At 43.0% G+C, this 26020-nt stretch carries 29 protein-coding genes; 13 read left to right on the top strand and 16 right to left on the bottom strand.

Annotated elements, in window-relative coordinates; genetic code table 11:
* Positions 1-97: 97 nt before the first annotated feature.
* Both PQO05_RS22945 and PQO05_RS22940 read right to left on the bottom strand, forming a co-directional pair.
* On the bottom strand, positions 98-919 hold the full coding sequence (locus PQO05_RS22945; protein ID WP_273629791.1) for a helix-turn-helix domain-containing protein: 822 nt from the start codon (positions 917-919) through the stop codon (positions 98-100).
* Positions 920-971: 52 nt separating this feature from the next.
* Positions 972-1766, bottom strand: coding sequence for an adenylate/guanylate cyclase domain-containing protein (locus PQO05_RS22940; protein ID WP_273629790.1), 795 nt, complete (start codon positions 1764-1766; stop codon positions 972-974).
* A 210-nt stretch (positions 1767-1976) separates the two neighbouring features.
* On the opposite strand from PQO05_RS22940, the gene PQO05_RS22935 reads away from it, so the two are divergent.
* Positions 1977-2894 carry a bestrophin family protein gene (locus PQO05_RS22935; RefSeq protein WP_273629789.1) on the top strand — a complete coding sequence of 306 codons (918 nt, stop codon included), beginning with the start codon at positions 1977-1979 and terminating at the stop codon, positions 2892-2894.
* On the opposite strand, the gene PQO05_RS22930 is transcribed toward PQO05_RS22935, so the two are convergent.
* Entirely contained in the window at positions 2891-3232 is a 342-nt protein-coding gene (locus PQO05_RS22930) for a hypothetical protein (protein WP_273629788.1), read from the bottom strand. The two genes, PQO05_RS22935 and PQO05_RS22930, sit on opposite strands and share 4 nt — an antisense overlap.
* 84 nt (positions 3233-3316) lie before the next feature.
* On the opposite strand from PQO05_RS22930, the gene PQO05_RS22925 reads away from it, so the two are divergent.
* The 5 genes from PQO05_RS22925 to PQO05_RS22905 all read left to right on the top strand — a co-directional run bounded on the left by PQO05_RS22925 (position 3317) and on the right by PQO05_RS22905 (position 8687).
* Positions 3317-4225, top strand: coding sequence for a helix-turn-helix domain-containing protein (locus PQO05_RS22925; protein ID WP_273629787.1), 909 nt, complete (start codon positions 3317-3319; stop codon positions 4223-4225).
* 85 nt (positions 4226-4310) lie between these two features.
* The gene (locus PQO05_RS22920; protein WP_273629786.1) at positions 4311-5030 is read left to right on the top strand and encodes an SDR family oxidoreductase; all 720 of its coding nucleotides are present in this window, start codon (positions 4311-4313) and stop codon (positions 5028-5030) included.
* A 162-nt stretch (positions 5031-5192) separates the two neighbouring features.
* Positions 5193-5753 (top strand): hypothetical protein, encoded by a 561-nt coding sequence (locus PQO05_RS22915; protein WP_273629785.1) that lies wholly within the window; start codon positions 5193-5195, stop codon positions 5751-5753.
* Positions 5754-6000: 247 nt separating this feature from the next.
* Positions 6001-8235, top strand: coding sequence for a CRTAC1 family protein (locus tag PQO05_RS22910; protein WP_273629784.1), 2235 nt, complete (start codon positions 6001-6003; stop codon positions 8233-8235).
* Positions 8236-8309: 74 nt separating this feature from the next.
* A complete protein-coding gene (locus PQO05_RS22905; RefSeq protein ID WP_273629783.1) occupies positions 8310-8687 on the top strand; it encodes a hypothetical protein in 378 nt (125 codons plus the stop codon).
* A 320-nt stretch (positions 8688-9007) separates the two neighbouring features.
* Here the strand turns inward: PQO05_RS22905 and PQO05_RS22900 are convergent, their stop codons facing one another.
* From PQO05_RS22900 to PQO05_RS22885, 4 genes are all read right to left on the bottom strand, one after another.
* On the bottom strand, positions 9008-9550 hold the full coding sequence (locus tag PQO05_RS22900) for a lipocalin family protein (RefSeq protein WP_273629782.1): 543 nt from the start codon (positions 9548-9550) through the stop codon (positions 9008-9010).
* Positions 9551-9650: 100 nt separating this feature from the next.
* The gene (locus PQO05_RS22895; protein WP_273629781.1) at positions 9651-10388 is read right to left on the bottom strand and encodes an SDR family oxidoreductase; all 738 of its coding nucleotides are present in this window, start codon (positions 10386-10388) and stop codon (positions 9651-9653) included.
* 70 nt (positions 10389-10458) lie between these two features.
* Positions 10459-11352, bottom strand: a complete 894-nt coding sequence (locus PQO05_RS22890; protein WP_273629780.1) for an AraC family transcriptional regulator — start codon at positions 11350-11352, stop codon at positions 10459-10461.
* Positions 11353-11405: 53 nt separating this feature from the next.
* The gene (locus PQO05_RS22885; protein ID WP_273629779.1) at positions 11406-11768 is read right to left on the bottom strand and encodes a nuclear transport factor 2 family protein; all 363 of its coding nucleotides are present in this window, start codon (positions 11766-11768) and stop codon (positions 11406-11408) included.
* A gap of 377 nt (positions 11769-12145) precedes the next feature.
* On the opposite strand from PQO05_RS22885, the gene PQO05_RS22880 reads away from it, so the two are divergent.
* Complete coding sequence (locus PQO05_RS22880; RefSeq protein WP_273629778.1) at positions 12146-12967, top strand: alpha/beta fold hydrolase; 822 nt, start codon at positions 12146-12148, stop codon at positions 12965-12967.
* 58 nt (positions 12968-13025) lie between these two features.
* Here the strand turns inward: PQO05_RS22880 and PQO05_RS22875 are convergent, their stop codons facing one another.
* The gene (locus PQO05_RS22875; RefSeq protein WP_273629777.1) at positions 13026-13709 is read right to left on the bottom strand and encodes a hypothetical protein; all 684 of its coding nucleotides are present in this window, start codon (positions 13707-13709) and stop codon (positions 13026-13028) included.
* A 195-nt stretch (positions 13710-13904) separates the two neighbouring features.
* Between PQO05_RS22875 and PQO05_RS22870 the strand changes: the two genes are divergently transcribed.
* Together PQO05_RS22870 and PQO05_RS22865 are read left to right on the top strand one after the other, a co-directional pair.
* On the top strand, positions 13905-14084 hold the full coding sequence (locus PQO05_RS22870; RefSeq protein ID WP_273629776.1) for a hypothetical protein: 180 nt from the start codon (positions 13905-13907) through the stop codon (positions 14082-14084).
* 42 nt (positions 14085-14126) lie between these two features.
* Positions 14127-14318, top strand: a complete 192-nt coding sequence (locus tag PQO05_RS22865; RefSeq protein ID WP_273629775.1) for a hypothetical protein — start codon at positions 14127-14129, stop codon at positions 14316-14318.
* A gap of 22 nt (positions 14319-14340) precedes the next feature.
* Here the strand turns inward: PQO05_RS22865 and PQO05_RS22860 are convergent, their stop codons facing one another.
* From PQO05_RS22860 to PQO05_RS22845, 4 genes are all read right to left on the bottom strand, one after another.
* A complete protein-coding gene (locus tag PQO05_RS22860) occupies positions 14341-15264 on the bottom strand; it encodes a helix-turn-helix domain-containing protein (protein WP_273629774.1) in 924 nt (307 codons plus the stop codon).
* A gap of 63 nt (positions 15265-15327) precedes the next feature.
* Positions 15328-16179, bottom strand: coding sequence for an SDR family NAD(P)-dependent oxidoreductase (locus PQO05_RS22855; protein WP_273629773.1), 852 nt, complete (start codon positions 16177-16179; stop codon positions 15328-15330).
* Positions 16180-16269: 90 nt separating this feature from the next.
* Positions 16270-17082, bottom strand: coding sequence for a helix-turn-helix domain-containing protein (locus PQO05_RS22850; protein WP_273629772.1), 813 nt, complete (start codon positions 17080-17082; stop codon positions 16270-16272).
* A 143-nt stretch (positions 17083-17225) separates the two neighbouring features.
* Complete coding sequence (locus tag PQO05_RS22845) at positions 17226-18197, bottom strand: aldo/keto reductase (RefSeq protein WP_273629771.1); 972 nt, start codon at positions 18195-18197, stop codon at positions 17226-17228.
* Positions 18198-18410: 213 nt separating this feature from the next.
* On the opposite strand from PQO05_RS22845, the gene PQO05_RS22840 reads away from it, so the two are divergent.
* Together PQO05_RS22840 and PQO05_RS22835 are read left to right on the top strand one after the other, a co-directional pair.
* On the top strand, positions 18411-19217 hold the full coding sequence (locus tag PQO05_RS22840) for an SDR family oxidoreductase (protein ID WP_273629770.1): 807 nt from the start codon (positions 18411-18413) through the stop codon (positions 19215-19217).
* 55 nt (positions 19218-19272) lie between these two features.
* Complete coding sequence (locus tag PQO05_RS22835; RefSeq protein WP_273629769.1) at positions 19273-20178, top strand: helix-turn-helix domain-containing protein; 906 nt, start codon at positions 19273-19275, stop codon at positions 20176-20178.
* Between the two features lie 10 nt (positions 20179-20188).
* On the opposite strand, the gene PQO05_RS22830 is transcribed toward PQO05_RS22835, so the two are convergent.
* The 3 genes from PQO05_RS22830 to PQO05_RS22820 form a co-directional block, all read right to left on the bottom strand.
* Entirely contained in the window at positions 20189-21733 is a 1545-nt protein-coding gene (locus PQO05_RS22830; RefSeq protein WP_273629768.1) for an FAD-dependent monooxygenase, read from the bottom strand.
* Between the two features lie 43 nt (positions 21734-21776).
* Positions 21777-22595, bottom strand: a complete 819-nt coding sequence (locus PQO05_RS22825; RefSeq protein ID WP_273629767.1) for an AraC family transcriptional regulator — start codon at positions 22593-22595, stop codon at positions 21777-21779.
* A gap of 77 nt (positions 22596-22672) precedes the next feature.
* Positions 22673-23050: a hypothetical protein gene (locus PQO05_RS22820; protein WP_273629766.1), complete on the bottom strand. Its 378-nt coding sequence runs from the start codon at positions 23048-23050 to the stop codon at positions 22673-22675.
* A 220-nt stretch (positions 23051-23270) separates the two neighbouring features.
* Between PQO05_RS22820 and PQO05_RS22815 the strand changes: the two genes are divergently transcribed.
* Positions 23271-23612: a YciI family protein gene (locus PQO05_RS22815; protein WP_273629765.1), complete on the top strand. Its 342-nt coding sequence runs from the start codon at positions 23271-23273 to the stop codon at positions 23610-23612.
* Between the two features lie 44 nt (positions 23613-23656).
* Positions 23657-24910, top strand: a complete 1254-nt coding sequence (locus tag PQO05_RS22810; protein WP_273629764.1) for an RNA polymerase sigma factor — start codon at positions 23657-23659, stop codon at positions 24908-24910.
* On the opposite strand, the gene PQO05_RS22805 is transcribed toward PQO05_RS22810, so the two are convergent.
* Entirely contained in the window at positions 24875-25897 is a 1023-nt protein-coding gene (locus PQO05_RS22805) for an LLM class flavin-dependent oxidoreductase (RefSeq protein WP_273629763.1), read from the bottom strand. The genes PQO05_RS22810 and PQO05_RS22805 overlap by 36 nt on opposite strands.
* Positions 25898-26020 lie beyond the last annotated feature (123 nt).

The following is a 26020-nucleotide window of genomic DNA, read 5'->3' as shown; positions in this document are numbered from 1 at the left end:
GTCTATATAACGCCCGGAACCGCGAAATGGGTTAAATAATCGATCCCACAATTGTCTACTCTGTTAGCACAATCTGGAAACGGTTTATATTAAAAGTTTAAATGTTTTCCTGGCGGAATTGCTCGGGGCTGAGGCCGGTTTGTTTTTTGAAGAACCTGCTGAAATACGACTGCCCGTTGAAACCAAGCTCAATGGCTATTTCTTTCATGGATTTGGTACTATGGCTAATCTCGCGCTTGGCCTCAATCAGGGTGTAATTATAAATAAGCTGGCTTACGGATAGGTCAAGCTTTTCTTTCACTATTTGGTTGAGGCGTTTGGCGGTGAGGCCAATTTTATCGGCATAAAAATCAACCAGCTTTTGGGTTTTATAATTAGTGCTGATGAGGTCGAAAAGTTTTCGAAGGCGCTCATCATGATACGCAGAACGCGCTAAAGAATTATTGCTGAACCTGTATAAGTGCAGCAATAAAGCATTGAGATAATAATGTAACAGGCGGGGCTCATTACTACCAGAGTTCTCTAAAATAATAAAATTGAAGAGTTCGGCAAGCGGTTGCTCCATTTCATCAGGAATAGTTATGCCTTCATTATTAAAAGGAACAAAGAGGAAACGAAGATCATCATCCTCAATGCTATCAAAAAAAGTTTTAGAGAGTATGATAACCCGCGACTGTGGCCGGTTGCCGGGCAGTGCGTGTACCTGGTTGCGGGCCAGCAGGTATACCGTGTTCTTTTTTACGGGGTAGGGGTTAAAATCGATATAATGTAAACCCTCGTCAGACCCAAACCATATCAAGGCAAAAAAGTCGATCCGGTGGCTGATACTGAAATCGCCCAGATTAATACCGTCAGTATGCGAAGCATAAAAATCGGTATCATCCAGGCGATGTACAGGTATTTCGGTTGTCTTTTTCAATGGTTATACAGCAAGCTGATGTTCAAATATACAAAGGCAGGCTGTATATGGTTTATCCCGCCATTGCGATATAGTAATCAAAGTTATCGGGCAGTGAAGGTTTATTAGTAACCTTGTGGCCGTAAGGTATACCCATCAGGCGAACATCAACAGGTTCGGTAACACCTTTCAGATGCACCGTTTTTTGTTGATGCTCATCGCTTTGGTTATTTAATAAGCTGTAAGCTTCTTCAGAGATCAGCATATTATTGTTCAACTCTTTGGTTTCTGATTGCAGGCGAGAGGCGATATTTACCGGCAGACCCATTACTGTTGTATGCTCGTTAAATTCCATATCGTACTCGCCAACTATTACATTGCCTTTGTGCAGGCCAACACCTATTTCGAAATTAAGGTTGAAATAAGGCTGGGCATAAGTGGCATTAAAGATTTCAAGATCATGAAATATGGCTGATGATGCATCAACTGCCGATTGTACAGCTTTTTTGATACTGCTCTCTAACCCAAACACCGCATAAATGCTGTCGCCTGCAGTTTCAATGATGCGGCCGCCTGCTTCTTTAATTGAGTCGCTAAACAAAACGAATAACTGGCGGATTACATAAATCACATCATAAGCAGAGCGTGATTCCATAAACGCAGTAAAATTGCGGATATCTAAGAATAACAAGCCCAATTCTTTCTCAATCCCTAATGAGGTATGCGGAACAGAGCGATTATTTGAATGATCCCTGCACAAAATGTTATTATCAGCCATCTTAATACAAGGATTTGGATTACTTTCTGTTGATGGCGCAAAGCGGGCCAGGGTGTTTATATTTTTATATGCTGGAGTACAAATTTTCATAGTGTTTTATTTTGATGATATAAACGTAAACTGAGTTGACTATTTATTACTTACGAAATTCAAACATTTTATGTCGATTTCATGAGTGTGAAGCTTTATAACATTTGGCTGACTTTCGCCGGAAACTGGGATGACAATTGTACACATCTACCCCAAACAATTTTAAACTTGATGAACATGTTTAATAATTAATACTGATTTTTGATCTGTATGATCCAGCGAAAAAATGAGAATTGGTTCAGGATGCTTTTTATATGGAGAGGCTCCGTTTTACCCAAAGTGCTGCCCAGGCTTATCTTGTTGCTAATCCTTTCCATCAGCATTGTTTATTTTAAGGGAAAACTGTTCGAATATAAAATCCCGCTTAACCCGGCACCTTTCACATTGTTCGGTATTGCGCTGGCACTGTTTCTCGGTTTTAGAAACAACGCCAGCTACGATCGCTTTTGGGAAGCCCGCAAAATATGGGGCGCTTTATTAAATGATACACGCTCATTGGCCCGGCAGGCATTAACCATGAGCGGTTATGCAGAGGATAGTAAAGAAGTATCAACGTTTATTAATTATTTGATAGCATTTACTTACGCGCTGAAACATCAGTTAAGACATACAGATGCGAGTGTTGATCTTACGCAAAGGCTAGACCCCGTATTGGCACAACAACTAGATACGGCAAAATACAAACCCATTATGCTGATGAAAGCAATGGGCAACTGGGTACAGCAAGCAAAAGAAGCCGGTAAAATAGATACTATTGTACAATCGGCATTTGATGATAACCTCAATAAGCTCTCAGAAATTGTAGGTGGCTGCGAGCGTATTGCCTCAACACCCATACCGTATTCATACCGGGTGCTTTTGCATCGTACCGTATATATCTATTGTTTTTTGCTGCCCTTTGGTTTTGTAGATAGCCTGGGCTGGATGACGCCCATCATCGTAACCTTTATTGCCTACACCTTTGTAGCCCTCGAAGCCATTGCCGATGAAATAGAAGAACCCTTCGGCACAGAGCCCAATGATATGGCCCTGAATGGCATGTGCAGTATGATAGAAAATACGTTATTAGAAATGGCCGGAAAACCAATAATAGATAGTCCACCTGTTAAGGGTTACACGATTGATTAATCCAAACCCGGCGCTAATAATTCAGGATCAACAGCGCCATCATTTGCACGGGTAATTTTGCTGAGGTTGTAGGTGGTGGTATCGCCTACCGTTGAACCTTTAATTAATCCTTTCTCGTACAGGATGTGTAGAACAGATGCCGCTTTGGTTTTAAAATATTCGAGATCAACAGCCGAATCGTGTTTTGAAATTTCTGTGGCAACATCGTCCGGTGTACCTTCTTCAATTTGTGCCAGTGCGTAAATAATTTTATCCTCATCGCTATCAGCCGGCATATAATGCGCGGGGATGTGCAAAGGCTTAAACTCGTCGCGAAAATCCTGATCGGTGCTGCTCATATTGATATAAAGCTTTTGGGCTGAAAATGTTTTGATGCCGCGTTATACTTTACAATAACAAAATAGTAGGCTATCTTAGTTTACGTGAAAAAGAAATCCGTCCCACAATATTCGTTCGAAAGCTATCGTCCGGTTCACCGCCAAATAACCCAGCAGGGCGAGTTTGGCTATGCTGCGGTTGATCCCTCAAAATATATTGCGGGTTTCGAGGCATATTCAAAGAATGGGATCCGCCCGGCGTTCGGTCCGGTAAAGGTGAATGCCTACCGCGTAGGTTTTACCACCTGTGGCTCGGTTGAGGTTGATCTGGGATTAGATACCTTTATTCACCACAAGGGCATTATTACCATTACGGCACCCGGCTCTATTTTCTCGTACCGGAATGCAAGCGCCGATTATGCCGGGTATTATTGCCTGTTCGAAGGGACTTTCTTAGAACCCTTGCTGCGCAACCTGGATACAGCTTTTCCTTTCTTTAATGCAGAAGGTATCTCGTCTTTTCAACTTTCGGATACCGAGCTGGATAAGTTTGTAAAACTGATGTGGGAAATTGACGGAGAGATAAAAACCGATCAGTCGGATAAACGGCAGGCCGTGCAGCATTATTTATACCTGATGCTCATTGAAGCTAAACGATGTTATGAGCGACAAATTCCCCAGCCCCTAACTGCCGAACCTCATCATTTAGTAGCTGTTTACAATAAATTGGTTAGTCAGCATTTTTTGGAAAAGAGAAATGTGGCCGACTATGCCGATATGATGAACGTAACACCGAACCATTTAAACAAGGTAATTAAAGAGCATACCAGCCAAACAGCTTCCTCCAAAATCAGCGAGATGTTGCTGCTTGAAGCAAAAGTGCGTTTAAACTATACCAAATTAAGCGTTGCCGAATTGGCTTATGATTTAGGCTTCAGCGAGCCGTCGGCCTTTAACCGGTTCTTTAAGAAACATACCAGTATTACCCCGCTTGAATACCGCACATCGGCATAAATGGGTATATACAAAGCATAATCGGGTCAGTAGGCTGGCCTGCAATTGCCGGTAGTTTTGCTTTACAATATTTATTAAAAGCAAAATGAAAAATCTACAGAACAAAAGAATTGTAATTGTTGGCGGCACATCAGGCATCGGCTTAACTACAGCAACCATGCTTGCAGCCGAAGGAGCCGAAGTGATCATAAGCGGAAGGGACGAAGCCAAACTTCGGCAAGCCATTAAAGAAAGCGGGGCATCTCCACTTTCACAATCAGTAAATGCATCCGATCGAAATCAATTAGACTCGTTTTTTAAAAGCATCGGTAATTTCGATCACCTTATAATTACCGTTAGCGGCGGCAAAGGAGCCGGGGCGTTTAAAGATTTAAACCTCGGCGATTTGCACGATGGTTTTGAAGATAAATTCTGGCCGCAGCTAAATACGCTGCAATCTGCCCTTCCTTATTTAAGTAATACGGGTAGCGCTACTTTAATTACTGCAGTTTCTGCAACTTCTGGCAAGCCCGGCTTTTCGGGTTTGGCGGCTATTAATGGGGCGATAGAAATTATGATCCCGGTTTGGGCTAAAGAATTGCAGCCGCTGCGCATTAATGCTATTTCGCCCGGAGTAATTGATACCTCCTGGTGGAATGCTTTCCCGGCTGATGTGAAAAATAACTTGTTTGAACAATTTGCTGCCGAAACACCGGCAGGCCGGAACGGCAAGCCCGAAGATATTGCCAAAGCCATTATGTTTATGATTGAACAAAGCTTTATAACCGGCCGTGTTTTACAGGTTGATGGCGGGTTTGGGCTGTAAATAGTATTAAATATCTGGTGCGGATGTGCGGTTGATACAGCTAACCACGCATCCGCATTTTTGTTTTTTTATTTATTAATAATTTACCTATGTTTACTTATATAATAATGCTGCTATAAATCTGAGTTAGAAGCATTAATACCAATTATATAGAACCACGTATTGAAAAAGCTATTTGCGATAATATTGCTTAGTATACACCTGCTAAATATTGGCGGGCAGCTGGCTGTGTATCAATATTTGCGTTTTAAATCAGATTTGTTTTATAATGAGCAGGTTGGTAAAAATAAGTACAACATTAAAGATGTAACTGAAATTAGCATCCCTGTAAACTTACCCAATATTACAGAATGGGCAGCGTATGAAAATATATCGGGGCAGATTAAGTTTAATAACGTAAGTTACAACTACGTAAAAATGCGGATGACCCGGCACGCTATGTATTTAATATGTGTACCTAATTACTCCACAACGCATTTATCAAACAATAATATTATTGATGCCAGGCAAGCCAAACAGGTACCGCCAGTTTCTAAAAAAGAACACGTGCCTGCGGGCAAAATGCTTTTAATTGCCGCAGTTAACCATCAATTACAACATTACAGGGTTACATTGCCCACTATAGTATTTCAAAGAGCTGTACATGGCAATCCGCCTAATGTGCCAACCTGCATGATTACCGGCCCCGGGCAACCACCCGATGCTATCGCCATCCTTTCTTAATTCCGGAAGTGTTTAAATGTATCGGATGTGCATTTATGCATGGCTGATCGTATTCATCCGGTATCAAAATCCAAATAACGTTTTATTTAATTATTGCCAATAACGGTGTGTTATTGTTTAGCCTGATTGCATTATAGCATTGCGAACATCGGGGCTAACAATACCATAAAGGCAATAATTCAACATTAAGAATTAATGGCTAATGTATGCGCAGTTTAATCGCTTGCGCTGCATCAATTAACCAATCATGATTATCAAGATCAAATCTATAGCGATAGTATTAAGTATATCAATACTATTTTCGGCGTGCCAGCAATCATCACATGAGCAAATGGTAACCCTGCTGCAACAATTAAGCAAGCGAAACCATTCGGCTTTAAATCCTTTCCACCCCGAAGTAAAAGTGGCTTTTTATGATTCTATCATCAAAGCTAATTCGGGCAATGTTAGTCTGAAGTTATTAACCTCTAAAGCTGCGCTGGGCTTACAAACCGGTCAGGAGCAGCAATCTGTTAATACCTACGACTCGATAGTCAAAAAATCGGATTATATGTCGATAGGCGAAATGATGCCCGATGTTGGCATAGCTTACATGCGCCTGGGCGAACGCAGCAATTGTATGCTTAACCACACTAGTGCCTCATGCGTGTTCCCCATTAAAAATGAAGGTGTACACCGCCTGCAAACAGGTTCGCAAAAGGCGATTGAAACTTACAAGGCTATCTTAAAGGCTAACCCGAAAGATGTAGAATCTAAGTGGCTGCTTAATATTGCTTACATGACTTTGGGCGAATATCCCGAGAGCGTGCCTGCCGAATTTTTAATCCCCGGCTTAAACAAGCAGGATGCTAATCCGATGAAGCCTTTTAAAGACGTTGCATCTGACCTTGGCCTCGATATTAACAGCCGTGCGGGGGGCGTTATAGCTGATGATTTTAATAATGATGGATATATTGATATTATAACTTCGGGCTGGGACCTGGATGATCCGATGCATTATTTCCAGAACAATAAAGACGGCACGTTTACCGATATGACCAAAACCAGCGGTTTAACCGGCATAACCGGCGGGTTAAACATCCAGCAAACCGATTATAACAATGATGGCAATATCGATATTTTTGTTTTGCGCGGTGCCTGGAACATGGGCGGTTTTGGTAACCAGCCAAGCTCGCTGCTGCGCAATAACGGCGATGGTACATTTACAGATGTAACCACGTCGGCCGGTTTGCTTTTCTTTCATCCAACGCAGGCTGCTGTATGGGCCGATTTTAATAACGACGGCTGGCTGGATGTATTTATCGGCACAGAAAATAACAACATGATGGATGCGGGTGGTACCCACGCTTGCATGTTATACATGAACAACCACGATGGTACATTTACCAATGTTGCAGCAAAAGCCCATTGCGAAATTACGTCGTTTGTAAAAGGAGTAACCTCTGCCGATTATAACCACGACGGCTGGGCTGATATTTTTGTTTCGACCATGGATGGCCGAAAATATCTATTGAAAAACAAAGGTAAAAGCGGGAAGGGCGTTGATTTTGAAGATGTAACTGTACAGGCGGGCATTGACAAGAACCGCGAAAAAACCTTTACCACTTTCTTTTACGATTATAACAATGATGGCTGGCCGGATATTTTGGTTAGCAACTATCACTTTCAGCAAAGTCTGGCTTATTATGCAGGTGCCGAAGCTACAGGATATCCGATACCAGAAGCCGGTCACGTTTATTTATACCGCAATAACCACGATGGCACCTTTACCGAAATGAGTAAAGAGGTAGGCTTGGATAAAGTGGTGTACAGCATGGGCGGTAATTTTGGCGATTTTGATAACGATGGCTGGCTGGATATGTATTTCGGTACAGGCTCGCCCGATTTTAAATCGTTGGTGCCTAACCGTATGTTTCATAATATTGGTGGTAAACGCTTTGATGATGTAACCAATTCATCGCGCACGGGCAATCTGCAAAAAGGCCACGGTGTAGCCATTGCCGATTTCAGGAATACAGGGATCCAGGATATTTATGAAGAGATTGGCGGCGCTTACGCAGGCGATTCATACAACAGTGCCTTATACATGAACCCCGGCCAGAATAATAATAATTGGATAAGCTTAAAATTGCATGGTGTAAAAGCCAATGCTTCGGCAATTGGCAGCCACATTAAGGTAAGCTTTACCGAAAACGGCGTTAAGCGAAGTGTTTATAAAGATGTAAACTCGGGCGGCAGTTTCGGTTCATCACCTTTACAGCAGGAAATTGGAATAGGCCAGGCTAAAATGATTGATGAAATTGAGATTACCTGGGCAGGCAGCAACGCCGTTCAGAAGTTTACACACATCGCACCCGATCAGTTTTTGAGGATAACCGAAGGCGATAACCAGGTATATGTAAACCATTTGGCCAAACTGGTGTTTAAAACCAAGAGTGCCAAAGCAATTTGCATACCTATGGTAGCCAATTTAAATAATTGATGTTTAATGTATTGCTTTATTAGAAACGCTACGTAAATTAGAATTAATAAACTCAATTAAATAAACTCAAAAACATGATGCGTAAAATTTTATTACTGTGCGGCCTTATTATTGGCTTAAGCACAGCAGGTTTTAGCCAGGCTAACACAACAGATCCGGCTGTGAAAGCTAAACAATTGCAAAAGCAACTGAAATTGAGCGACAGCCAGACTAAAAAGGTGACCGATATTTATGAAGAGTCGGCTAAAAAGTACAGTAAAATTAAAGCCGATAACCACGGCGATACCAACAAGATGCTCGTTGATATAAAGCCATTACGCGCATCTACCATCACTAAAATTAAAGCGGTATTGACCCCTAAACAATCTGCCGAATACGATGAACTGCTGAAAAGCAAAAAAGGTGAAGACGGCAACGGCTGGGGCGACGGTTGGAGCTCGACCTCAAACTAAGCAATAAGATATGTATAAAAAGAGCCGCTCAAAATGAGCGGCTCTTTTAGTTTTTATAGTGTATAAAGTTGTTCAAAGGAGTTCACTAATCCACTACGGGGTCATACTGAGGCACTCGAAGCATGTGCGTGAGGCATCGTGAACTATTAATTGACGGATAGCAAGGGAGTAAAGGCTTGCCCACATGCTTCGAGTGCCTCAGCATGACCCTGCCTTTCAATCTCCTAGACATATTAAAGTGTCTTGATTCCTGATTCTCGATTCTTGACTCTCTTCTAAGAAGCGTGTCTTGTTTCTTGGCTCTTGTCTCTTGCTTCTCCTCAAGAGTGTTTCGTCCAAACCAATTTATCGGTATCATATCCCAGTTGCCTGGCCTTATGTAGGTAGCTTGTTTTTATTGTTTCTGGGATAGTTGTTTTGCGCGATAGGATCCACATATAATCTAAATCGTTACCCACAACCAAAGCATACTGATAATTTTTATCAATAGCTATTACATTATAACCCGCATAAAACGGCCCGAAGAATGAAACCTTTAAACGGCCCACGTGCGGTTCGGCAACAAATTTGGCTTTCCCTATGCTTTGTTCCCATTGTTGCTTAATATAGTTGTGTCCACGGTTATCAACCTTAATGCTGCCATTGTTATTGAGCGAATAATTGGCGGTTACATTATCAAGGTCTTTTTCATATTTAAAATCGAGCCTTGCAATTTCATACCACTGGCCCAGGTATTTGTCTTTATCAAACGGCTGTACGGGTTTAGCGCCTTTAGGTATGCTAACGCGCGAAGTATAAGTTGCCGCCAGTGCTGCTGCCCCGGCGCCTAAAGCCAGTGCCAAGTACCATTTGTTTGCTTTCATAACCAATGAACTGCCAGAAGAGGAAGATTGTTTGGTTGGCCAGTATCACTCCAAAAAAAGAAAGCCACCCAAAGGGTGGCTTTTCAATAGCTATAATATATTACCAGGGAATTTCACCCGTTTGTGCGTTATTCTCATAACTGATGAATCGCCCTGTAGGGCCGTCCTCGCCAAAGGTGGCGCATCTAACAACATACTCTGCCGCAACAGAAACATCGGTAGGGCCGCGATGGTTGTTAAAATCCGTTTTTGTATATCCGGGATCAACCGCATTTACTTTAAAATTGGTATCCCTTAACTCGTAAGCCAATACGGTAGTGTAAGCGTTTAATGCAGTTTTTGAGGGGCCATAAGCCACTCCTTTTATATTATAATATTGCCAGCTTGGGTCGCTATGCAAGGTAAGTGAACCGAGACCAGAGGTTACATTAACTATACGTGGTGCGTCTGATTTTTTAAGCAGATCTAAAAATACCTGGGTAACATCGATCACGCCGAAAAAGTTGGTGTTAAAAACTTCGCGAACGGTATCTGTACTTGTTCCCTCAATAGTTTGCGGAAAACCGCCACTTATGCCTGCATTATTAATCAATACATCAAGCGAGCTGAGTTTTTGACTTAAGGTATTTTTCGCGCTTTCTATCGATGCCTTATCGGTTACATCAATCTGTATGGCTTCAATGTTGGTTAAACCTTCGGCTTTGAATTGCTTTACAGCCTCTTCGCCTTTATCAAGTGTGCGGCTGCCGAGGTAAACAAAATATCCTTGTTGTGCCAGTTGTCTTGCCGTTTCGAAGCCGATACTTTTGTTGGCTCCTGTTATTAATACTGTTTTCATTTGGTTCTTTTAAATTATACAGTACAAAAGTATGGCCACGGTTAAAAGTAATACGGCACTCCTAACGGTTTCAATGGTACATTTCGCGGATGGCGTTTCTGAAGTTAACCGGCGTAGTATCTGTAAGCCGTTTAAAGAATCGGTTAAAGTACGATGCCTCCTCAAAGCCAAGATAAAAAGCAATCTCTTTCACCGCAAAATCGGTATGGAATAACAGTCGCTTGGCTTCAACAATCAACCGTTCGTGGATATGGGTAATGGCGGGTTTACCGCTTTGCTCCTTCACCAGCTCGCTTAAATGACCGGGCGAAATATTCAACATATCGGCATAGTCAGCCACCTCGTGGTTATTGGTGTAAGCCTCGTCTATTTTAGCCAGGTACTTTTTTAGCAATAATCTGCCAGGAGATTGTTCCTGATAAGTGAACTGCTCGGTATACAAACGGCTTAAATAAATCAACAATACTTTCATGTAAGCCAGCAGCATGTTATGCTGCCAATCGTTTTTGCTATGGTACTCGGCGAAGATTTTTTCGGTCAGATCGTCAACGAATTTAAAATCTTCATCGCTCAGCAACAGCTCGTGTCCGTTATCAGGATTTTGGATGATGGGTAAGTTTTTGAGCGAATTGCTTTCATCCATTGCCAGAAAATCATCTGTAAAACTGATACTTACACCAGTAAAGGGCTCGCTCACTTCTTTCAGATGCACCTGGTGCGGAACGGTAAAATAAAAGGCTTTTGATTTGATGGTGTATGGCGTGGTATCTATCCAGTGGCGGTTACGGCCATCTTTCACAAAGGCCATAAAATAATAATTCTTACGGTGCGGCACCAAAAAGTCCGACTTGCGGTAGTTAACCACACAATCGTTCTGCGTAATACGGAACATGGTATTGCCCGTCTGTTGATCAGGCTCAAAGGGATATTTGGGAATTACCTCGTCGGTGATAAATGCATCCATTGATACAAATCTAAATAATCAGGGTATCAGATATGTTGATGTAATGCCACCTTTCACTTGCTGCTATAGTGCGCCCGCACCTCGGTAACCTTCCCCTCATCATTCAGCTGCATAAACTCAGCACTCATGGTATTATTGATACTTTCATAATATAATACCACCGAACCCAGTCCCGAAAGCACATACTGCAAATTAAAATGAAGATCTGGGTAAGCAGAAAGGCCTTTCAGAAAATACGCTTTCAAATCTTCCTTATTACTGATCTTGCCTTCCGCATTAATATTTAACCTGATAATCACCGGCGAATAAAATTCAATATCATCGGCGTAATGGCTCATAATGGCATCAATATTATGGCTATTCCAGGCCGAAATCCATTCATTGGCAAAGGCTTTATTAAATTCTTCGGTTGGCATGATTGAAAATTGGCTTGCTTTAATTAAAGATAGTTCAAATAGCGAGCTTTTCATCCATGCAGTACTGGTATTAATTTTTGCTGCCTTTTAATAGGCCTTCGTGCCAGTAAATCATATATCGGGCATCATGTGATTTATGAAACGAAATATTTAGAAAATTATTAACAAACCTTGAGTTATTTTGAGTAATTTGATTTATAACTCAACTTTAATTTATTAATTTCGATTATCAGCCGGTGCGATGCTGGATAAATCAGCATAAAGGGGAGTGCCCCGATATTTGTAATGGAGTAAACGTGGTTTTACATCTAACCTATTTTTGAAAAACAAATAACAGCTACATTTTCTATAATCACACATATCCAAATCAAACACACATGAGCACAATTAAAGCAAAAGACGGAACCGAACTTTATTACAAAGATTGGGGAACCGGGAAGCCACTTTTTTTTCATCACGGATGGCCATTATCAAGTGATGACTGGGATGCACAACTGATGTTTTTCCTTAAGGAAGGATACAGGGTTATTGCTTACGACCGTCGCGGCCATGGCAGATCGGGCCAGGCTTCTGAAGGGCATAACATGGATACTTATGCATCAGATGTTGCTACAATTACCGAAGCGCTTGATCTGCGTGATGCAGTACACATCGGCCACTCAACAGGTGGTGGCGAGGCTATCCATTACGCTGCAGGTTTGGGTAAAGACCGTGTTGCTAAGGTGGTATTAATTAGCGCTGTTACCCCAATAATGATACAAAGCGAAAGCAACCCGGATGGTGTGCCGGTATCAGTATTTGATGAAATCCGTGAAGGTACAGCTTATAACAGGGCGCAATATTTCCAGGACTTTACCATTCCGTTTTACGGTTACAACCGTGAAGGTGCAAAAATATCAGAAGGGATCAGACACAACTGGTGGCGCCAGGGTATGATGGGCGGTGTTAAAGCACACGTTGAAGGTATTAAAGCATTTTCTGAAACAGACTTTACCGAAGACCTGAAAAGTGTTGACATCCCTGTATTGGTATTACATGGCGAAGACGATCAAATTGTTCCGTTCGCGCTTTCTGGTGCAAAAGCTGTTAAGCTTGTTAAAAACGGTAAGCTGATTTCATATCCGGGTTTCCCGCATGGTATGCCTGCTACCGAAGCAGCAACGATTAATAAAGACCTGCTGGAATTTATTAAATCATAAACAAAGCTCCTTTACAATTATAATAAAAGCCCTGAAAGGTAATCTTTCAGGGCTTTTATTATTTCTTTACCGGTCTTAACCGCGAAATTTCATCGGCCAGTAATTGGGTATACTGCTGGCTCGCTTTCTTGATACCCGAAGGATTGGCTGCTTTTGATTCGATAGAAATAATCAGCTTCTCGGTTTTGGCATCGTAGATGTTGGCTTCTAAGGCATACTTTTTATCTACCGAGTAATAACCCGGATCGTAGTAAATCGCGCTGTAGGCATAGTATCCGCCAAAGCTCCCATAATAGGGATAAGTAGGATAGCTGCCATTATAATATCCGCCGCCTCCATAATACCCTCCTCCAACCACGGTGGTTGAAGCCGGGCGATAAGTAGTTGTGATTTCTTTATCAACCAATGCCACGGTAAAAATAGCCTCACAGCCAAGCTCGGCCACTTTTTTAGAAACAATATCTTTTGCTGGTATGCTCGACTTGCCCGAGAACGGGCCGAAAACTACAATGCTTTTATAAACTTTCAAGCCCCTTGCTTCGGCAGCAGTGGCGAGGTCGTTTTCAATAGCCCTTTTGGCTTCGAGGTTGCCGGTGAGCGCAATAATGAAAACGCTTTTATAAGGCTCGGGCTTTATTTCTTCGGTGTTTACCCACGAGGCAACAATTTTCATGGGGCTGCTGCACGAGCCGAGGCATATAGTTACAGCAAGGGCAGATAATAAGTATAAGTTTTTGATCATCCTGATTTGATTATCTGCTAAAATTCAGGCTTTATAATCAAAGAATGGACTCTTGTTAAAGTTTAGAAGTTGCAAGTTGCAATTTGAAACAAGTATACATGCTTTTAAAAAATAAAAGGCTGTATTCTCTTTTGCAGAAATTATTGTAAATTAAAATTAATTATATGGGTTTAAGTCATTGGTTAATAAAGCGCTATGGCTATAAAGAAAGCATGGCATACGCCAGAGGTGATAATAATTGCCACAAATAATGTTAATGGAGGCGGCCCTAACCCCACTTTTCATGAGGGGGCATCTCAGCATATTACAAAGGTAAATGCTCCTCATTCCGTAATTGCCGTCAGCCCCGCTACTTTTAACAGCTACGTATCCTGAAGAATTAATATTTTTAGAACTCGATTAATAAGTTGATTAATAATGGAGAATAAAAACACTACTGCAATTAAAAAGATGTGGCAAATGCCAGAGGTGATCATCATTGGTAGAAATGATATTAAGGGAGGTGCTGTAACTTCATTTTATGAAGGGGGAAGCAGCCACATAACCGCGAAAACTCCGAATCATCATCGTTTTACTATTGGTCCTTCATCGAAAAACTTTGTTTCCTAAAAAAACGGATTGTAGCCCTATCTTAATTAAACGACTGCCTGAACTCCAATGGCGATAAACTCGTTTTGCTTTTAAACAGCTTACTGAACGATTGTGAATGTTCGAACCCTAACTGGTAAGCAACTTCACTTACCGATAAGCTGGTGGTTGATAGTTTTTCTTTCGCTTTCTCTATCAGTTTATGGTGAATGTGTTGCTGCGCATTTTGCCCGGTTAGCGAACGCAGCATATCACTCAAATAACTTGGCGATATATTGAGCTCGGCGGAAAGGTACTGAACGGTTGGGATACCTTCGCTTAATGATTTTTCACTGTTGAAGTATTCGTCCAGCGTTTCCTCCATCTTCTCTAAAAGATTATGGCTTACGGCCTTGCGGGTAATAAACTGGCGTTTGTAAAAGCGGTTGGCATAATTGAGCAGCAATTCAATTTGGGAGATAATTACGTCCTGACTAAAATCGTCTATCCGGCTGTTTAACTCTTCTTCAATATTTTTGAAAATGGCGATGATGGTCGTTTTTTCCTTATCAGATAAATGCAGTGCCTCGTTAGCAGAATAAGAAAAGAACCCGTACTGCTTGATCTTTTTAGCCAGCGGATAATTCCACAAAAAATCGGGGTGGATAAGTAGGGTATATAACGAACACGCCCGAGTAGGGTCATCTTCGTGCCCGCCAACTATTTGGTTGGGGGCGGCAAATAATAAGCCTGCTTCGTCAAAATCATAATAATCCTGCCCGTATTTCAGTTTTCCAGTTGATCGGGGCCGATACGAGATCTTATAAAAACTCAACACATGCGAACCCGATGGCCGGGTTACCACCAACTCCTGATCAGCTCCATTAAGCAGACTGATTAGCGGATGCAACGGCTTTGGCAAACCAAAAGCGCGGTGAACCTCTGACAGCGAACCATATTTGGGCGGGGTGTTTTCTTCCTTCTTCATGCCGAAAAATTTAAAGCAATATAACCGATAACGTTTTAATTACCGGTTATATTGGCTACTGTTTTATTTGGGTTCGCCCTGTGCCGAGTTTGATACCTCTTGCCATGCTTCCCAGGTTGCCAAACGCTCGTTGTACGCATCGCGCACCCAGCCTAAATTGTGACTACCGAGGTTAAATCGTAAAGGTGGGTTTTCTGCATCAACAATCTGGAAAAGTGCTTGCGGCGTAGCTTCCGGGTCGCCACGCTCTAAAGTTCTTAACCGGTCTACAAACTGTGTTTTAAAATCGGTGTAGATCTCCATACCGGCTGCAAACTTTAAAGAATCCTGGCTGCCGAACTCAGTGGCATAAGCACCCGGCTCTATAATAGTAACCTTAATGCCAAAAGGTGCAACCTCTGCCGCCAGACTTTCGTGAATGGCCTCGAACGCCCATTTCGAAGAGGCATAATAGCCGATAACCGGCATAGTTACATGCCCAAGCCCGCTTGAAGTGCCGAGGATATGGCCGCCACCCTGCGTACGCAGTAAAGGCAATGCCGCCTGTATAACCGCAAGCGTACCGAAAATATTGGTTTCGTACAATGCCCTTACATCATCTGCACTGGCTTCCTCAATGGTACCCACTAAAGAGTAGCCGGCATTATTAAGCACAATGTCCAGCCTGCCGAAATGTGCGTGGGCTTGTGTTACGGCAGCTTTTGCCTGGTCTGCATTGGTAACGTCGAGCTCAAGGGTTAGTACGTTTTCGCCATACTTCTCTTTTAAATCAGCAATGCTTTCCAGTTTGCGTGCAGTGGCAGCAACCTTATCACCACGTTTTAAGGCAGCATCGGCCCAAACGCGGCCAAAGCCACGTGATGCACCTGTTATAAACCAAACCTTAGCAGTCGAATTTTCATTTTGATGTGTCATGTTGTCTTTCAATTAATGATACATCAAAGGTGGTTAGATACAAGTTTTGGGATGTAGCCTAATTGAGGGATTTTGTAGGCGAAATGAGAGTTACTGTAGCCACTCAGTTGGAGCCTTTCCAAACTTTTTCTTAAAAGCGTGCGAGAAATGAGAGAGGCTTTCAAACCCCAGGTCGAGGTAAATGGCAGATGGTTTCTTGTGCCTGGTTTCTATAATATGTCGGGCTTCGGTCAGGCGTTTTTCCTGTAACCAATGACGGGGTGCCATGTTGAATATTTTCTGAAAATCGCGCTTAAAGCCCGCAAGGCTTCTACCAGTAAGTTGTGCAAATTTCTCGACAGGGATATTGAAATGGAAATTGCTGAGCATAAACTTTTCCAGATCAATTTTATAAGGCTCAGAAAAATCGAATAAGAACGCTTTGAGTTCGGGCATGCTATGCAGCAATAGCTTTACGCCTTCGTGCACTTTTAAAATGCCCATTTCGGTTGTTAACTTTTCTGAAGCGTTCCGCACATAAGGTATTACAGATTGAAAGTAGCCCTGCAAAAAATCGTTCCCGGGGATTAAAATATTTGACGGACCGGTGTATTTCTGCGGTAATTCAATGTGTTCATCGTGCGCAATTTTTCTGAGCAGATCTTCCTGCAAGGAAATAACGATAGTTTCGTAATCCTCATCAGGCAGTGGGGTTTTGGTAATTTGCGCCAGTTGGTTTTTACCGATCAGCAACATTTGACCACCTCTCATCGAAATTTTCTGACCAGATGTTTCCAACGTAAACTGCCCCGAAACCTGCATTACCAGGGTGTTATGCGACAGAAACCCAACCTTATCCTTTCGCGCGGTGGAGAGGTAAGAGTAAAAGATCACGCCCGGTATTATTTCGGTTGGGTTAGTCATGGATATAAAGATATAAAATAGGAGGGGTACACATGAGTTGTATAATATCGAATAATAAATTTTGAATATTCAATATCGAAGCATTCCTTCATTATTCAATATTGGATATTCAGTGTTCGATATTGTGTAACCCCTCCTAATATTTATCGTTGTAAATAAGTGCTGCCAACTATGGCACCCGGTGCAAACTGGGTGTTTAAAGTATTCATTTCTTCAGGCGTGAATTCAATTTCCATAGCTTGCATGTTTTCAGGCAAACGTGTTCTGCGGCTCATGCTCACCAATGGCATAATATCATTGCATTGTGCATTTACCCAGGCAATAGCTAGTTGTGTTGGCGTAAAGCCTTTGTCTGCTGCCATTTGCTTTAGCACTTCCACTTTTTCGAGGTTCTTAACCAGGTTCTCACCCTGAAAACGCGAGAAATGATTATGATAGCTATTAGCAGGCAGTGGTGCTTTCATTTCGCCTGTTAACAAACCTTCGGCTGTGTTGGCAAAGGCTACTACACCTATGCCCAGTTCTTTGGCTGTGGGTAACAGGTCTTTTTCTATTTGGCGGTCTGCCAATGAATAACCTATTTCCAATGCGCTTACAGGATATACACTGTTAGCCTGGCGCAATTGATCGGCTGTTATTTCAGATACGCCGAGGTGGCGTACTTTGCCTTCTTTAATCAGGTCGGCTACTGTGCCAATCACATCTTCTACAGGTACGCTATTATCTAATCGGCATGGTTGGTACAGGTCGATGGTATCGATACCCAAACGTACCAATGAGTAATTGATAAAGTTTTTGATAGCGATAGGGCGAAGATCCAAACCCAGCCATTGGCCATTGTGAAATATAGCGCCAAATTTAACGCTGATAAAAGCATCGTCCCTACGGCCTTTAATGGCTTTGCCTACCAGCAGTTCGTTATGGCCTGCACCATAAAAATCGCCGGTGTTTAAAAAATTGATGCCGTTATCTAAAGCTGATTGAATAGTAGCGATGCTTTCATTTTCATCATTAGTTGGTCCTCCCCAAACAGACGACATGCGCATGCAGCCCAAACCCAGTTTAGAAACAAGGGGGCCATTTTTGCCCAGTTGTATTTTTGTTATGTTTTTCATTGTTGACTATGTTTATTAACAGCACAAAGATCAGTCGTTTAGTTTATCGGCTGTTTCCTGTACAGCTCAAATTACTTGCTTGTATGGCTCGGTTTCTTTCGAATCCGACTAAAAATAATATCCGCAGTTTGGATACAATTATACCCGATCTGGAAACACCCGTCATTAGCATTTGTTGGATTTTTGCGGTGTGAATTTTAAACACGTAGAAAAATGCAAAAAACAATATTTATAACAGGGGCTTCAACAGGTTTAGGAAAAGCTACTGCTAAACTATTTCAATCAAAAGGCTGGAATGTAATTGCCACCATGCGAAACCCTGAAAAGGAAACCGAGCTAAGCCAATTAGAAAATGTAACCTTATTGCCGCTGGATGTAACCAATACCGAGCAAATTAAAAACGCGGTTACTACATCTATTGCCCTGCACCCAATAGATGTAGTGTTTAACAACGCAGGATATGGGTTAATGGGTGCTTTGGAGGCCTTGAGCGATGAGCAGATTTTAAAGCAGGTTAATACTAACCTTTTGGGTGTAATAAGGGTTACGCATGCTTTTATCCCACATTTTAGGGAAAAGAAAAGCGGGTTGTTTATCAGTACAACCTCTATGGGTGGTTTATTGGGTTTTCCCTTAAATTCTATTTATCATGCTACCAAATTTGGTATAGAAGGCTGGTCAGAAAGTATGTCGTTCGAATTGGGTTTGCATAACATAGGTATCAAAACAGTAGCGCCCGGCGGTATTGCAACCGATTTTTTAGACAGATCTCTCGACCGAAGCTCGCACCCCGCCTATAAAGATTTAGATGATAAGTTGTTTGGCCTTGTTGAAGCCATGATGCAGAATGCTGCAACAGCCGAACAAATTGCAGGGGTTGTTTACGAAGCCGCCACTGATGGTAAAGACCAGGTCCGTTATGTTGCAGGCGATGATGCAAAGGCCATGTATGCCAGACGCCTGGAAATAGGAAGTGAGGAATCGAGAAAAGAGATCAGAAAGCAAATTTTAGGAGAATAAAAAACAAAGAGCAGGCCTGTAATGCTTTATCGTGTAAATTTGAAGAAAAAGAAAGATGCATCTCATTAATTCTATATCAGAAAACCATCGTTTATTATCACTGCCCGAGCCGCTGCACCCTTTAGTGAGTGTAGTACGGGTAGGGGATATTAAGTTTACGGATGAATTGATATGGGAGCGTTTTGCAATGAATTTTTATTGTATCTCTTTGAAAAAGAATATTAACGCCAAAACTAAATATGGGCAGCAATATTATGATTACGATAAAGGCCTCATGACTTTTGTTGCGCCTAAACAGGTGCTCTCGTTAGATAGCCCCTTTGCCGATGCGCTGAGCCCTTCATCCGGGTATGCTTTGTTTGTGCATCCCGATTTTTTGTACAAGCACCCCCTTGCCACCACCATTAAAGGTTATGGTTTTTTCTCATATAAGGTTAATGAAGCACTGCATCTTTCGGAAAAAGAAGAGAAGAATATTGTAGAGATTTTTCAAAAAATTGAAGAAGAATACCAGCATATCGACAGGCACACGCAGGATATTATTCTTTCACAGATCGATCTGTTACTAAACTACAGTAACCGGTTTTATGAAAGGCAGTTTATTACCCGCAAAGCCGTAAATCACGATATACTAACCAGGGTGGAAACACTTTTGAATGAATATCTTGACAACAAGAGCAGTTTGGAAAAAGGGCTCCCTTCGGTTGAAGCACTGGCCGATCAACTGCATCTGTCGCCTCATTATTTGAGCGATGTATTACGGTCGCTTACCGGGCAAAGTGCCCAACAGCATATTCAGGAAAAGTTGATTGAGAAAGCAAAAGAATACCTTTCTGTAACCAACTTTTCCGTTGCTGAAATTGCTTACCAGCTGGGGTTCGAACATCCGCAATCATTTAATAAGCTCTTTAAAAAGAAAATGAATGTTTCCCCGCTGGAGTTTCGGCAAACATTTAATTAGTATTCACAGGCTATTGCTTAAACCAATGCGCAATAGCCTGTTTTATCGATTGCTGATCCACTTCATCTTCAGCAAGCCAGGCAACAATACCATCGGGCCTTATCAATACGGCGCTTAAGCCCAGTTGCTCTTTGGCATGGCCTGTAACATATTTTAGCTGATCACCATACTGCCCGGCTAAAGTTTTGAGTGAATCACTCGCTCTAAAATCAAGCAAAATGCCCAGCCCATTGTGCATTAAATCGCCTATAGTTGTGCCATCCTCCAGCTCAAAATTGGGTGTACTGCGACCAATAAGCGGATGGTTACCACCGAGGTTGTATTGTGTGTTAATGCCCCATACGCGGCCTGCAAAATAGGTGGCACCATCGGGAGTATTCATTAAATCACGAATGACGGCATGCATGGCCTGTGCTTGCGGGGTTGGCTCCATGATGTAAACCTGTGCACGCGACCAATCCAGTACCTGTACACCAATAGGGTGGCGTTCAGTAAAATAAGTATCCAGTAAACCTTCAGGGGCTTTATTATGGATCGTTGCGGCAAGTTTCCAACCCAGGTTCATGGCATCACCCAGGCCGAGGTTAAGGCCTTGCCCGCCCAATGGTGCGTGGATGTGTGCAGCATCGCCTGCTAAAATTGTCCGTCCGTCCAGGTAGGCGGTAGCTTGTCGCGCCCTGTCCGTCCAGGTGGTAGCGGCATGCAGGGCGGTGAGGGTAACGTCGGTGCTGGAAATACGGCGTAGCACCTCCTGCAGATGTTGAAGCGTTATCTGCTCATCCGAACTATGAAATGCCCCGGCATCAAAATCCTGGATCATCAGGTAGCCCGGTTGCGATTGCATGTACATACCATTCGGCGTAACGTTTCTACCGGGTTTAAGCTTCTCGGGGTCGGCAATATCAACCTTGGCGGTATAGCCGGTAAATTGCGGCTCGGTACCGGCAAATTCAAAATTGCCTAGCTTGCGTACAGCGCTTCGGGCACCATCGCAACCTACCAGCCATTTGGCTCGGAAAGATTGATCGCCTGCTTGAACCGTTACCTCTTCCTCCGTTTGCTCGTAGCCGGTAATAGCCATTCCGCGTTTGATAACCACACCCAGAGCTTCGGCACGATGGGCGAAAATGGATTCGAGCTCCTGCATTTCAGACATTAAGCTGGTAGGGGTAGCGCTGGGTAAACGGTATTGCCAGTGTGAAGCATCGATATCACCCTCATGGAATGGGATACCCGCGAAATGCCCAACCTGCCTGCGTGAGCCTTCACCAGCGTTTTGGTGCGGGCTTTTAAGGCGTTTATAGAGTTGGAGCTCGTTGAACATATTGCGGCGGTAAAGCGTTTCGATAGAAAGGGAGGATAGCCCCCGGATACCGAAAGGCATTTGCTTGAGGGGCGAGTGCGGGTCTGCCGCCTTTTCAAGTACCAGTACCGAGCATTTGGCCAGAGCCAGTTCGCAAGCCAGGAATAAGCCTACAGGACCTGCGCCGGAGATGATAACGTCGTAAATAGATTGAGTTTGTATTGATTTATGATGTTGATGTGTTGTGTTCATGGTTATGAATTATTACAACACAAAGGTGAGGAACCTTACAGCCTTAGGATTGTACAAACGCGACAAAATCATCGCCCAGTTCCTGCTTATCTTTCTTTGCTTTGCGTGCAAATGCTGCGGGTGTGCTGCCGCTGTAGCGTTTAAATTCCCTGCTGAGATGTGATTGATCGGTGTAACCAAACTCATGCGCCAGGGCAGAGAGGCTGGCACCCGGCTGTTGCCATAAACGGTTGCGCACCTGCTCAAAGCGCATTAATGCCGAAACATCTTTAACCGTATAGCCGGATGATTGCTTGAAATTCCGTTCCAGTGTGCGCACGGTGGCATGTGCTGCGGCTGCTACTTCGCTTACCGGTATAGTACCGTTGGCATTGCGCATGGCAACACCAGCTTTAAACAACATGCTGCTATTGGCAATAGCCGACCGTGCATTCAGCAAAAATTGTTTAATCTCGGTTAGGGATTCCTCTATTTGGCCAGCCTTAATCCACTTGCTTAATGTAGGTTGCAACTGGGCTATAGGATGCTCAAATATATGCACGCTACCTTTATCAGAAGGCAGGCCGAGCAAGTCGAACACCGTCCAGGGGAAACATCTAATGCCGATAATCTCTAAACGGTTTTGGGCGTAAAATAGGGCAGGCTGGTTAAGTAGCCCCATCATAAATGGCGAAGGCAAGGGCTGCAAGTCGCCATTATGAACGTAGCTGATAGTACTCCCGAAGTAAAAAATAATTTCGGCATAGCCATCGGGCTGAACTTCGAAAGCAGCTTGTTGTTGGGCACCGTCTCTTCTGTTATACCAAAAGCAGTTAATGGTATCGCGGAGTTCTTCGGGAGGGGCAAATTCCTGGTGGTGCATTTTTAAAGATAGGATATTGGTTTGATCACATGCGAATATAGTGGAACAAGAACCCGCATAGAGGGTGTAGATATTTATTATTGCCCGTAATATTTAAGATAATGATGTACAAATTCATTTTGCATTATTTCCGATGAAATACCACTAAATTGAATTTCAAAACCATCCGCTTCCGTGCCGTTTATTGCTCCGCCCCAACCCATTAGTTCTTCTCCACTTGGTAAAAAAACTTTTAACCGGGGAATTATAACCGTATCTATAAAACGATGATTAGGATCGTCTGAATTTATTTGAACATTATATTTAACACAATGATCTTTGAGAAAATCATAAGGAAATTTGATCCCATTAAATAATATTTTTCCATATACAACACCCATTGGAGGATCTGCATATTCAAATTCAGTATGCCCGATTCTTTTTTTATCAACTTCTAAGTAATAAACTTTTTTCATTCGAGCCAAAGTTTTGTTTAGCTGCCTTCATGATACATCGAACACAATTTAGTAAACAAATTGATGATTCAGAACAAAGGCTATAGTTTTAGACTATATTGTCAGGTCAGTACTCTTTCTTAACTTAACGGCAGAATCATCGTTCAATAAAAATATATCATAGTTTGTCCCCATCCTGGTATAAGGATCGTCATCAGGGCAAAACTTAAATAAATAAAACATGAAAGACTTCTTATTAATCTTCAGAGCAGATTACAAAGCGATGCCACAGCTATCGCCAGAAGAAATGCAGGCCTTAACTCAAACATGGATGAACTGGGTAGCCGGTATTGCAGCCAAAGGAAACCTGGCCGACCGGGGCAACCGCTTAATGCCAGCCGGTAAAGTAGTAAACGCTGACAACGTTATTTCTGACGGGCCTTATGCCGAGATCAAAGAATCAATTTTAGGCTACATAGTGGTAAAGGCTGAATCATTGGATGAGGCGGCAGAACTGGCCAATGGTTGCCCGGTATTATTGCAGGGCGGTAATGTTGAGGTAAGAGAAATTAACCCCTTATAACAATTACCCAGGCCTTTGCGTAAAGGCAAAGGCCTTAATCTGTTATGCAGCAACATGAAATAACCCCGCACCTGTTTAGAACCGAGTATAGTAAAATTGTAGCTGTACTCTGTAAGAAATTTGATTTAAGGGATATTGAAATTGCCGAGGATATTGCTGCCGATACTTTTTTAAAGGCATCAGAAAGTTGGCCCATTAAGGGCATGCCCGAAAACCCCACAGCCTGGCTTTATACCGTTGCAAAAAATAAAGCCAAGGATTACTTTAAACACATTGCTGTTTTTGAAAGCAAGGTTAAGCAGCATATTGCTACCGATGAGCAGGAAAGTGTTAACGATCTTGAATTTGATAGCAAGGATATTGCAGATAGCCAGCTGGCTATGATTTTTGCGGTTTGCAACCCCGTTAACTCGGCCGAAGCGCAGGTTTGCCTGGCGCTTCAAATCCTTTGCGGTTTCAGCATACAGGAAATAGCCAATGCGTTTGTGGCAAAAACGGAGACCATTAAAAAGCGGTTGCTAAGAGCGCGGGAGGTATTACGTAAAGATAGATTGCATGTTAAGGTGCCGCCCGCGGCAGAAATTACATCGAGATTAAGCACAGTGCTTACCACGCTTTACCTGCTGTTTAACGAAGGTTATTTTTCTAAAACAGCCGATCTGTTTATCCGCAAGGATCTTTGTTCTGAAGCCATGAGGCTGTTACTGGTGCTTACAGAAAACCCGTTGACCAATACCTCGCAAACCAATGCGCTGCTGGCATTAATGTGTTTTCAAAGTTCGAGGATAGGCTCGCGTATTGACGATAACCACGAGGTTGTTTTGCTGGAAAACCAGGACAAAAACCTGTGGGACCAAAGCCTTATTGAAAAAGGTAACTTCTACCTCATTAATGCCTTCGAAAGTAATGATGTGTCTAAATACCACCTCGAAGCTGCCATTGCCTATTGGCACACCACCCCGGTAGCCGAAAACAAATGGCAGAACATTTTACAGCTTTACGATAATCTCTTAACCATTGCTTACTCGCCTATGGCAGCACTTAACCGTGTCTTCGCCTTAGCTAAGGTACAGGGGAATGAGTGCGCCATTACAGAGGCCGAACACTTGAACCTGACGAACAACCACCAGTACCATTCGCTGTTAGGGTATCTTTATACTTCGGTTGATGCACAACACGCCATCAGCCATTATCAGCTCGCCATTCAATTATCGGCATCGAAAACAGAGAAGCAAATGCTTCAGCTTAAGATTGCACAATTACTATCGCCAGCCGAGACCAGGGGCAACGTGCTCTAAAATTGCAGATAGCACATGGATATTGTAATCAACCCCTAAAGTATTGGGTATGGTTAAAAGTACGGTATCTGCTTCCTGTATTGCTTCGTCATTAGCCAGTTCTTTGATAAGCTGGTCGGGTTCGGCAGCGTAGCTTTTTCCAAAAACTGCACGTTTATCGGCTTCAATGTAACCAAAGCTATCAGCCCCTTTGCCTTGCTGACCGAAGTAATATCTATCCTGCTCGCTCACCAATGCAAAAATAGACCGGCTTACAGAAACCCTCGCCTCACGCTGGTGACCTGCTTTTTGCCAGGCTTCTTTGTACAACCTGATCTGTTCGGCCTGCTGGATGTGGAATGGTTTACCGCTTTCATCAAACTTAAGGGTTGAGCTTTGCAAGTGCATGCCTTGCTCGGCTGCCCAAATTGCGGTTGCGTTTGAGCCCGCTCCCCACCAGATGCGTTCGCGCAAACCCTCAGAATGTGGCTCCAGCGATAACAACCCCGGCGGATTGGGGAACATCGGGTTAGGGTTGGGTTGGGCAAAGCCCTCACCGCTTAATTTATCTAAAAATTCTAAAGCTTTTTTGCGCCCCATATCGGCATCGGTTTCGCCCTTGGCAGGTTCGTAACCAAAATAGCGCCAGCCGTCGATCACCTGCTCTGGCGACCCTCTGCTGATGCCCAGTTGTAGTCGGCCTCCCGAAATAAGATCGGCAGCGCCGGCATCTTCTACCATATACATTGGGTTTTCGTAGCGCATATCAATTACACCTGTGCCAATCTCTATTTTGCTGGTTTTAGCCCCAATAGCCGAAAGCAGTGGAAATGGCGAAGCCAGCTGGCGTGCAAAGTGATGCACACGGAAATAGGCGCCATCCAAACCAATTTCTTCGGCAGCAACAGCCAGATCAATAGATTGCAACAGGGTATCGCCTGCGGTACGGGTTTGGTAGGCAGCATGGTTTGCCCAATGCCCGAACGATAAAAATCCAATTTTCTTCATCAGCAGCTTTATTAGATCAACAAATGTAAGGATACGGGCGGTGGGTGCAAGTCATGTATTGGTAATAATGACCTTCCGGGCGTTTGTATCAGGAGGTTAATATATGAGAAAACTTTAACCGCG

Origin of the sequence: Mucilaginibacter jinjuensis, from assembly GCF_028596025.1 — a bacterium.
In the GTDB taxonomy this organism is placed as follows: Bacteria; Bacteroidota; Bacteroidia; order Sphingobacteriales; family Sphingobacteriaceae; genus Mucilaginibacter; species Mucilaginibacter jinjuensis.
Note: the sequence above shows the minus strand (reverse complement) of the source record. Positions and strands in the feature narration are given on the sequence as shown.